The sequence below is a fragment of the Flavobacterium sp. genome, from assembly GCF_020217025.1.
In the GTDB taxonomy this organism is placed as follows: Bacteria; Bacteroidota; Bacteroidia; order Flavobacteriales; family Flavobacteriaceae; genus Flavobacterium.
On the sequence record NZ_JAIWOF010000040.1, the window covers coordinates 1 to 10000 of the forward strand.

Consider the following 10000-nt stretch of genomic DNA (forward strand, 5'->3'; position numbering starts at 1 on the left):
AAATCACTCTAGATACCGAAACCAACAAAGCACTTAAAAACGTGCTTGAAACGGCTAAAAAAGAAAAAATGGATACTCAAATTGCCGCAGAATACAAGCAATTGGAGTTGGCAATTGAAAAAAATCAAGAATTAGAATTGGATAAAAATAAAAATCAAATCAAAAAACTAATTCAAGAAGAATTAATAACACGTTACCAATACCGCGAAGGATTGTATCAATTTTATACCAAGGAAAATTTAGAAATTGAAAAAGCCATTGCTTTATTAAACAATCAAAACCAATACAAATCGATATTAAAAAAATAAGATGACACGTTTATTTTCCCTACTTTTTTTGCTTTTTTCATTAGTAACCTTTGCTCAAGAAGACGAGGAAGTACACTCAATATTCTTTGAATTTGACAAATACAACTTAAAAGAAGAGCAAGCGAATGCCGTGGTAGCTTTTGTAAGCAAAATTGACACTTCTCGTATCGAATCCGTTCAAATTTTTGGCTATTGCGATGATCGTGGAAAAGATGCTTACAATTATACTTTGTCTACCAACCGAGCAAATACAGTAAAAAACAAGTTGATTGAAAGAGGTATTAAAAGTAAAATTATCATTACGCTTGAAGGAAAAGGTAGAATCATGCTTGATGAAGATATGCAAACGAATGTTCCAGAAGCGCGTTCCAAAAACCGAAGAGTAGACGTAGTTGTCAATTTTAAACCAATCGTAATTGAAGATTTCAAAATTCCCGGTGTTTATAGTACGATTAAAAAAGATAGAATTGTAGGTGATAGAATTTATTTAGACCACGTTTTATTTGAAAGAGGCAGTAGCCAATTAACCTACAAAGCCAAGAAAGAATTAGACCGAATTGCCTTAGAATTACACAAATACAAAAACATTCATTTCGAAATTCAAGGGCATGTTTGTTGCACACCAACGTTCCAAAAAGAAGCTGTTGATCGCGACACCAAAAAACGTGAATTATCTACCAATCGTGCTAAACGAGTATATAATTACTTTTTGATGAAACGCATCAGTAAAACCCGTATGACGTATAAAGGATATGGAAATACACAATCCTTAAAAAAAGGTAGTACTTTAGACCGAAGAGTAGAGCTTCTTATTACTAAAAATGATGTGGTTCCTGTAGAGCAACCGAAGAAGTAGTTATTTTTTCATCTGAATATGCGGAATATCGTCCTCTAAGTACATTTCGCTAGTTTGGATAAATCCGTGTGATTCGTAGAATTTTTTCAGATATTCTTGAGCAGAAATGGTAATCGCTGTTTCGTTGAAATTTTCTTTTATAGCTTCAATAGAAACACGCATTAAATCGTGACCGAATTTCTTATCGCGGTATTTTGGGCTTACCACAACTCTTCCTATCGAAGTTTCCTCAAAATAATATCCTTTGTTGAACAAACGGGAATATGCAGCCAAATCTCCGTTATAATACCCTAAAACGTGAAGTGCTTTCTCGTCTTTTCCATCAACATCTTGATAAACGCAATTTTGCTCCACTACAAACACTTCTGAGCGAAGTTGAAGCAAACAATATAGTTCAGCCGTAGAAAGTTCGTTAAATCGCTTTATTTTGAATGTTATCATTGGGTAACAAGGAAAAAGAAAAAGGGTAAAAGGTCATGATATTGGTTTTAACCCAACACCCTTAACCTTGTACCCTTCGTCTAGAATTATTTTAAAAACTTAACTGATTGAATAATGGCTTCCAATTCAAAAACCAGATCACGTTTCGATTTTGACGGATTATAAGTGAATCCTTCCAAAATTAAATAGCGATTGTTTTTTTGATCTTTAATAGCATAATTAACAAAAGGTCCCGCCATGAAATCGTTTTTCAACTCCCAAGTTCCTTTGGTTAAATAGGTTTTTTTACCTGCAACTGTAACGTCAAACAAATAAGGAGCATAAGCTGCTTCCGTAATCATCCAAGTATTGGGTAATGTACCGTGAATATTTGCTTGTCCAATTTCATCTCGCATTACAGTAATATTGGCAATGATATTGTTATCTTTTTCAACTTTTTCAATTGGAACTTGATAAATTAAAATACTGTTATAACCTGATTTAAATTCTTTTCGTAACCAAATAAAATTGTCTTTGACCATATCATATTTATAACCAAAACCAATTTGCAAGCTAACACCAAACATTTTCTGAACTTGAGCATCTGAAACCAATGATTTTTTCATTCGAATTTGATTCTCAGTAACCTCAGCAGCTTTAATGGTTTTAATAATTTCAGCTGATTTTTCTTCTAGAACATTTAATACATCTTCCGTATCTGTACCAGAAATAAAAAATACATTTTGTGGTTTAGCAAATTTATTAGTGTTCGAAGCAAATCCGGCTTCTTTTCCTTTTTTTACAATAATAATATTGCGGCTCTTACGAACGAATCCTTCAAAAACTTTTGTTGGATATTGATTTAAAGTAAACAACGGCTCTTCTTGCGGTAAACCATCTACTGGAGCAGCAAATTTTTTACGAATACTATCTCCAATTTCTCCATTCCACAAATTGTCATCAATAATAATAGAAACATTATTGATTTTTCCGTTAGATTCTGATAAAATGGCTTGTGTTTCTTCTTTAGAAGTTTCTTTACAAGACAAAAACGATAGGGCAACAAAAGTTAAAACTGCTAATTTTTTCATGGGGTAGAACAATTTATTATCCGTTAATTTTTAATTTCATTCCGGGTTGAATATTGTCACCGCTAATATCGTTCCATTTTTTTATATCATCAATGGAAACACCTGGAAACTGTTTTGAAATCGAGAACAACGAATCACCGCTTTTAACCGTATAAGTCCCGTCATTATTGGACTTAGACTCGGTTTTAGCAATTACTTTTTTGTCGGAATAAATTTTTAATTTTTTTCCTGCCTGAATGGTATTTCCTTTTATACTGTTCCATTTTTTAAGTTCGGAAATAGAAACATTGTATTTATCGGCAATCTTACCCAAGCTTTCACCACTTTTAATCGTGTGAAAATGTGTTTTTCGTTCAAATTTAGGCTTGCTAACATAAGCTGAATCTGTTGAAGAAGAAACGGAATCTCTTGAAGTAGAAGTTATGTAATTTGTTTTTTCTTTATCTGTTTCTAAATAATTCAAATAAGCGTAAATTTTCTCTTCGTTAGAAACAAATAAACCCATTTTATTTTTTGGCAAACGCAAATAATGAGGTTCATCTGCTTCAAATGGAACTACTTTTAATTTATATATTGGATTCAAGAATTCCAATTGATCCATTGGGATATCTAATAATTCCGAAATTTGTTTGAACGACATTTGTTTTTTCACCATAATCGTATCGGTTTCAAAATACGTTATTGGGGCTTTTTTAGGAACAATACCGTGCTCTTTTTTGAATTCGTAAATGTAAAAAGTAGCTAAAAAGGCAGGAACATAATTCGCCGTTTCTTTTGGAAGATTTTTACGAATGTTCCAATAATTTTGACTTCCACCCGAACGACGAATTGCTTTTGAAACATTTCCTGGTCCGCAATTGTACGCTGCTAAAACCATACTCCAATCACCGAAAATTCCGTATAAACTTGATAAATATTGGCAAGCGGCTTCGGTAGCTTTTAATGGATCATAGCGTTCATCTACATATGAAGACACTTCCAAATTATACTGTTTTCCTGTTGGATACATAAATTGCCACAAACCAGATGCTCCAACACGAGATTTCGCTCTAGGATTTAATGCTGATTCCACAATAGCTAAATATTTCAATTCTAACGGAATGTTGTATTTTGCTAAATGCTCTTCAAACATTGGGAAATAATATTCTGAAATCGCCATTAAACGTTCAAATGCTTTCGTACGATTCTTTAAAAAGGCTTTAATCGTATTTTCTAAAGCTGGATGATACTCGATATTAAAAGGCGATTTTGCATCCATTTTGGCTAATCGTTTTTTCAATAATTCGCTAGATAAATCATAACTTACCTCTGAATCAATATCAAAAGAAACGATGTCGGAAAACATATTTTCAGACAGTTCAGCACTAGCTAATTCGGAAATCCATCGTTCATCAATGCAATTACTGGTACTGTGATTTACAAACGTTGTCTTCAATGAATCCAAGTAGGACATTTTAGGCAACGGTAGTAAACTTTCTTTTTCCACTGATTCCTGCGCAAAGCTAAAAAGCGACAGAAAAAGGGATGTTATAATAATTGTTTTTTTCATTCTGTTTTTTGTTTTTTTGGGGCATGTTAATTATTAATAACTTAATAACCAACGTTTTATTGTATACTTAATCTAAAATAGCTGCAATTCCAGGTAAGGTTCTGCCTTCCAGCATTTCTAACATCGCTCCACCGCCGGTAGAAACGTAACTCATCTTTGGTTCTAATCCAAATTGTTTTACTGCAGCAACACTATCACCTCCACCTACAAGCGAAAAAGCACCATTAGCAGTAGATTCGGCAATAAATTCTCCTAACGAAATCGTTCCGTTAGCAAAACTTTCCATTTCAAAAACTCCTAATGGACCGTTCCAAAGAATCGTTTTAGAATCTAAGATAATGCGTTTGATAATTTCTAATGATTTTGGACCTGCGTCTAAACCTTGCCAACCGTCAGGAATTTTATTCACATCTACCATTTGTGTATTGGCGTCATTTGAAAAGGCATCGGCTGCAACAACATCAACTGGTAAGTGAATTTGAACGCCTTTTTCTTTTGCTTGCTTTAAAATTTCGATGGCCAATTCTAATTTATCGTCTTCACAAATTGAATTTCCGATTTTTCCACCCAATGCTTTTATAAACGTAAACGTCATTCCACCACCAATAATCATGTGGTTTACTTTATCTAATATATTTTCAATAACCGTAATTTTCGAAGAAACTTTACTTCCTCCTAAAATCGCAACAACTGGTTTTTCTGAATTTTTCAATACTTTTTCGATACTTTCAATTTCTTTCGCTAACAAATAACCGAAGCATTTTGCCTCTTTAAAAAATTGAGCAATAATGGTTGTGGAAGCGTGTGCTCTGTGAGCCGTTCCAAAAGCATCGTTCACATAAATATCACCTAAAGAAGCTAATTTTTTAGAAAATTCCACATCTCCTTTTTCTTCTTCAGCATAAAAACGTAAGTTTTCTAATAATAAAATTTCGCCCGGTTGAAGATTTTTTGCTGCATTTTCAGCAACTTCTCCTATACAATCTGAAGCAAAATGTACTTTTTGACCCAAAATTTCTTCTGTTTTTGCAACGATGTGTTGTAACGAATATTTTGCTTCTACGCCTTTTGGTCTTCCTAAGTGACTCATTAAAATTACACTTCCGCCATCTTTCAATATTTTGTCAATTGTAGGCTTTGCTGCCTCGATTCTTGTAGCATCGGTAACCTTAAAATTTTCATCTAAAGGTACGTTGAAGTCTACTCTGATAATTGCTTTTTTATTATTGAAATTGAAGTCGTTGAGTGTTTTCATTTATTGCTTTTTTAATTCGAATGATTGCAAATATAAATTATTGTATTTTAAATCTTTATAACAAATATCATATTTTGTGTTTTTTTTAAATCTTGCAAAACCAATTTTTTGATTTCTTTTCTACCAATTTTGGTAATTTTTGATTAGGTTTGTTCCATGCTTTTCAAAGATATTTTAGGACAGGAACATATTAAAAATCACTTAACTAAGAGTGCCGAAGCCGGAAGAATTCCGCACGCTCAGTTGTTTGTAGGACCTGAAGGTTGTGGAACACTTCCGATGGCGATTGCGTATGCACAATATATTTTGTGTGGCAATGTTGGTGGTGAAAATGTAGGAGAAAACACAGCTTGTAATCTAAAATTCGAACATTTTTCGCATCCCGATTTGCACTTTGTTTTTCCAGTTGCTACAACCGATAGCGTTAAAAGTCATGCGGTTAGTGATAATTTCATGGTAGAATGGCGCCAATTTTTAACCGAAAGTCCTTACGGAAGTTTATTTGATTGGTTGAAAAACCTAGGTATTCAAAACAAACAAGGTTTAATTGGAGTAGATGAAGCTACCGAAATCAACAAAAAATTAGCTTTAAAAGCTTACGAAGGCGGTTACAAAGTCATGATCATTTGGATGGCGGATAAAATGAATGGCGCTTCAGCCAATAAATTATTGAAATTATTAGAAGAACCGCCCGCTAAAACCGTTTTCATTTTAATTACCGAAAGCACAACCGATATGTTACAAACCATTCTTTCTCGTTGTCAAGTGATTGATTTTATTGGTTTGAGCGAAAGTGTGATTGCGGAAGCTTTGGTTTCACGTGAAAATTGTGAGCCAACAGTTGCTAAAAAAATTGCGCATCAAAGCGAAGGAAATTATAATAAAGCCTTGCATATTTTACGAAAAGAAGACGATGAATTTCCGTTTGACGAATGGTTTGTGGAATGGGTGAGAAGTGCTTTTCGTGCCAAAGGAAATGCAGTAGCAATTAACGATTTGATTGCTTGGAGCGAAAACATTGCTTCCACTGGAAGAGAAACGCAAAAACAATTTTTACACTATTGTATTCACTTTTTCAGACAGGCTTTATTGCTTAATTATCAAGCGAATGACTTGGTTTTCTTAGAAACAAAAGTGCCGAAATTTGAATTGGAAAAATTTGCACCGTTTGTAAATGGCGCCAATATTTCAGATATTTACAAAGAATTAGAAGATGCTATTTACCACATTGAAAGAAATGGAAATAGCAAAATCATCTTAACCGATTTATCTATTAAACTAACACGATTAATCCATAAAAACGCATAATTATGATACAAGTTGCTCCTCTTTTAGTCTTAGCTTTTTTAGCCATCACTTTTTTACAATCTGGATATGATAAAATTAAAGATTGGAAAGGCAATGTAGAATGGTTAACAGGTCATTTTGCTAATACAATTTTAGCTAAACAAGTTCCATTTGCTTTAGGAATTGTATTGGTTTTAGAAGTTGTTTCTGGAATTTTATGTGTTTCTGGAATTATCCAACACTTAGTGCAAGATGTAGTGATTAGAGGTTTAGGATTTTATGGTGCTATTTTATCTTGTATTACGTTACTTTTTCTTTTGTTCGGACAACGTTTAGCAAAAGATTACGATGGGGCAAGAACGATTGTAATTTACTTTATTCCAGCAGTTTTAGTGGTTTTTTGGTTGAATTAATTTAAAATTATTTGATTTTTTATTAGTTAGTAAATATTTGCATATCTTTGTAGTGTGAATATTCACTAACCTATGACAATTACAAACGAAATATCAAACAGACAGCTTGAAATCATAGAGGTTTCGGGGAAAATACTTGTTGAAAAAGGAATAAAAGGCTTAACTACAAAAACGGTTGCTTTAGAAATGAATTTTTCAGAAAGTGCTATTTATCGCCATTTCAAATCAAAAGAAGAAATTTTAATTGCTTTACTATCGCTATTAAAACAAAACATGAACAAGCGATTAACCTCAGAAATTAAACCGCAAAATACTGCGGCTGAAAATTTTAAAGCAGTCTTTACAAGTCAATTCAACTATTTCAAAAAAAATCCTCACTTTGTTGTTGCTGTTTTATCAGATGGTTTATTAGATGAATCCGAAGAAATTAAAACGATAATTCTTCAATTGATGCAAAACAAAATGCAAATGTTAGCTCAAATACTTGAACAAGGAAAACAAACCAACGAATTCACTTCGGAAATTTCAACAGAAGATTTATTACCAATTATTCTAGGTTCTTTTCGTTTTCAAATACTAAAATGGAAGCTTTCAAACTTTCAATATGATATCACTACAGAAGGCAATAAAACGATTGACAACTTATTGGCTTTACTACAGAAATGACAAATGCCATGAAAAAATTTGAAAATATTCCTATACCTGCAAAAAAAGGATTTTTAATACTCTTTTCAATCTTTTGTGGATTGTCAAGTTTTTCACAAGAAGAAAAAATTGTAAATTCATTAACAGAAGTATTACAACTTTCTAAAGAAAAGAATTATGCCTTGCAAAATGCAACATTGCAAACGCAATTAGCAAATTTGACAAAAAAAACAGCATTAGGAAATGTATTAAATCCAAGAATTCCAGCAAGCGCTCAATCCCTAAATAATTTTGAACAACAAGTAAGTTTTTTACCTGGTCCAATCTTTGGACTACCTGTAGGAACTTTCAAAGAAGTTACCATGGGACAACAATATACCAGTACTTTTTCGGTACAACCTCAATTTGATATTTTAAATTTTGGAAGTATTGCCCAAATTAAAAGCGCAAAAATCAACGAACAATTAGTTGAAAATCAAAACAAACTCAACGAGCAAAACATTTATAATCAAATTAATGGTGTGTATTTTAACTTGCTTTCATTTGAAGCTCAGAAAAAAATTCTCCAAGAAAACATCAAAATTGCCGAAAACTTAGTTTTAATCAACCAAAACAAGTTTAAAGAGGGAATTACAAGAAAACAAGACGTTAATGAAGCAGAAGCTAATTTAATTGCGCTACAAGATAAATTATCGCAACTTATCTTAAATGAAAAGATACAAAAGCAAAGTTTAGCGTTGTTCTTCGAAAACGAGTTTGATTTAAAACTCACCGAACAGCTTTCAAATTATGAAAATAGGGAAGAATTGGTTACAACCAACTCCAATTTTAAAAGCGAAAACTATAAGTTACAATACCAAATGATGCAACAAGATTTAAAAATTGCTCGTTTGCAACAATTACCCGTTTTATCTTTTATTTCATCATTTAACTGGCAAAATCTAAGTAATGTAAACTATTTTGATGCGAATTCAAATTGGGTAAATTTCAACTATGTTGGTTTAAAAGTTACTTGGGATTTTCCAACGAATGTGCAAAAATTAGCCACCTTTTACAATAAAAAAATTCAATTGAATCAATTGAAAAACAATGCAGACCATGCCGAAAAAGAAAATGAATTTGCCAACAAACAACTAGAAATTGAATATGAAAAAGCGATTGAGCAATATAAAAATTTCAAAAAAATATATCTGCTAAAAAAAGACACTTTTGAAAAAAATTTCAATCAATATCAAGAACAAATTTTGCCATTAGATAAACTTATAATTTCGCAAAACGATTTGTTAATCAGTGAGATAAATTTGGTAAATGCTTTGGCAAACATAGGATTCTCAAAAAATAAAATTGTGATAAACAACAACTAAAAATATTCAAAATGAAAAACAGTCTGTTTCTTATATTAACACTTTCTACTTTGGTTTCATGTGGAACAAAAGAAGAAGGAAAACCCGTTGTGCAAGACATTAAAGAATTAGTTTTTGCTTCGGGCGAATTAGAATGGGATAATTCCTATAATCTTACCGCTCAAACAGATGGAATTTTAGTAAATGCAACTTTTGACGTTGGAAATAAAGTAACTGAAAATCAAATTATTGCTACAATTGACAATAAAACTAATGAAAACAATACCGCTTCGGCTAAAGATTTGGTAGTTATTTCCAAAGAAAATTTAACGGATAATGCACCAGCTTTGCAACAATTACAGCAAAATATAAAGTTTGCAGAAAGCAAATATCAGCAAGATAAAATGCAAGCCGAACGCTACAAAAGATTGTACGATTCGCAAAGTATTGCCAAAGTTGAATATGAAAACATGCAATTAGCCGCAGAAAATGCTTTATCGCAATTGAATGCTTTGAAAAAACAATACCAACAAGTTTTACAACAATCGAAACAAAATTACATCAACACTGAAAATCAATTGAAAAACAATCAAGTGGTTTTAGGATATAATAAATTAGTTGTTCCACAAAAAGGAACAATTATTAAAAAGCTAAAATTTTCTGGTGATTATGTGAAAAAAGGAGATGTTATTGCCGTAATCGCAGATGAAAATAAAGTTGAAGGCGTTTTAAATGTTGATGAAAATAGTATTGGAAAAGTAAAAATTGGTCAAACCGTTTTTGTGCAATTAAACACCAATAAAAACGAAGTGTATAATGCAAAAATCAGCGAA

Annotated in this window: 10 protein-coding genes and 1 pseudogene; 7 read left to right on the forward strand and 4 right to left on the reverse strand. The window is 32.1% G+C overall.

The window, feature by feature from the left end:
* Both LDL23_RS01745 and LDL23_RS01750 read left to right on the forward strand, forming a co-directional pair.
* Positions 1-308, forward strand: a pseudogene (locus LDL23_RS01745) (peptidase S41); the annotation flags it as partial.
* A 1-nt stretch (position 309) separates the two neighbouring features.
* Positions 310-1164: an OmpA family protein gene (locus tag LDL23_RS01750; protein ID WP_291264170.1), complete on the forward strand. Its 855-nt coding sequence runs from the start codon at positions 310-312 to the stop codon at positions 1162-1164.
* Here LDL23_RS01750 and LDL23_RS01755 read toward each other — a convergent pair whose 3' ends face one another.
* The 4 genes from LDL23_RS01755 to LDL23_RS01770 form a co-directional block, all read right to left on the reverse strand.
* Entirely contained in the window at positions 1165-1605 is a 441-nt protein-coding gene (locus tag LDL23_RS01755) for a GNAT family N-acetyltransferase (RefSeq protein ID WP_291264171.1), read from the reverse strand.
* An 86-nt stretch (positions 1606-1691) separates the two neighbouring features.
* On the reverse strand, positions 1692-2675 hold the full coding sequence (locus LDL23_RS01760) for a DUF4837 family protein (protein WP_291264172.1): 984 nt from the start codon (positions 2673-2675) through the stop codon (positions 1692-1694).
* 16 nt (positions 2676-2691) lie between these two features.
* Positions 2692-4224 carry a lytic transglycosylase domain-containing protein gene (locus LDL23_RS01765; protein ID WP_291264173.1) on the reverse strand — a complete coding sequence of 511 codons (1533 nt, stop codon included), beginning with the start codon at positions 4222-4224 and terminating at the stop codon, positions 2692-2694.
* A 67-nt stretch (positions 4225-4291) separates the two neighbouring features.
* Complete coding sequence (locus LDL23_RS01770) at positions 4292-5479, reverse strand: phosphoglycerate kinase (RefSeq protein WP_291264174.1); 1188 nt, start codon at positions 5477-5479, stop codon at positions 4292-4294.
* 156 nt (positions 5480-5635) lie between these two features.
* Here LDL23_RS01770 and LDL23_RS01775 point away from each other — a divergent pair, with 156 nt between their 5' ends.
* From LDL23_RS01775 to LDL23_RS01795, 5 genes are all read left to right on the forward strand, one after another.
* A complete protein-coding gene (locus LDL23_RS01775; RefSeq protein ID WP_291264175.1) occupies positions 5636-6787 on the forward strand; it encodes a DNA polymerase III subunit delta' in 1152 nt (383 codons plus the stop codon).
* 2 nt (positions 6788-6789) lie between these two features.
* Complete coding sequence (locus tag LDL23_RS01780) at positions 6790-7179, forward strand: DoxX family membrane protein (RefSeq protein WP_026725407.1); 390 nt, start codon at positions 6790-6792, stop codon at positions 7177-7179.
* Positions 7180-7251: 72 nt separating this feature from the next.
* On the forward strand, positions 7252-7845 hold the full coding sequence (locus LDL23_RS01785) for a TetR/AcrR family transcriptional regulator (protein ID WP_291264176.1): 594 nt from the start codon (positions 7252-7254) through the stop codon (positions 7843-7845).
* An 8-nt stretch (positions 7846-7853) separates the two neighbouring features.
* A complete protein-coding gene (locus LDL23_RS01790) occupies positions 7854-9188 on the forward strand; it encodes a TolC family protein (protein ID WP_291264177.1) in 1335 nt (444 codons plus the stop codon).
* An 11-nt stretch (positions 9189-9199) separates the two neighbouring features.
* Positions 9200-10000, forward strand: an 801-nt coding sequence (locus LDL23_RS01795) for an HlyD family efflux transporter periplasmic adaptor subunit (protein ID WP_291264178.1), incomplete at its 3' end; no start/stop codon positions are given.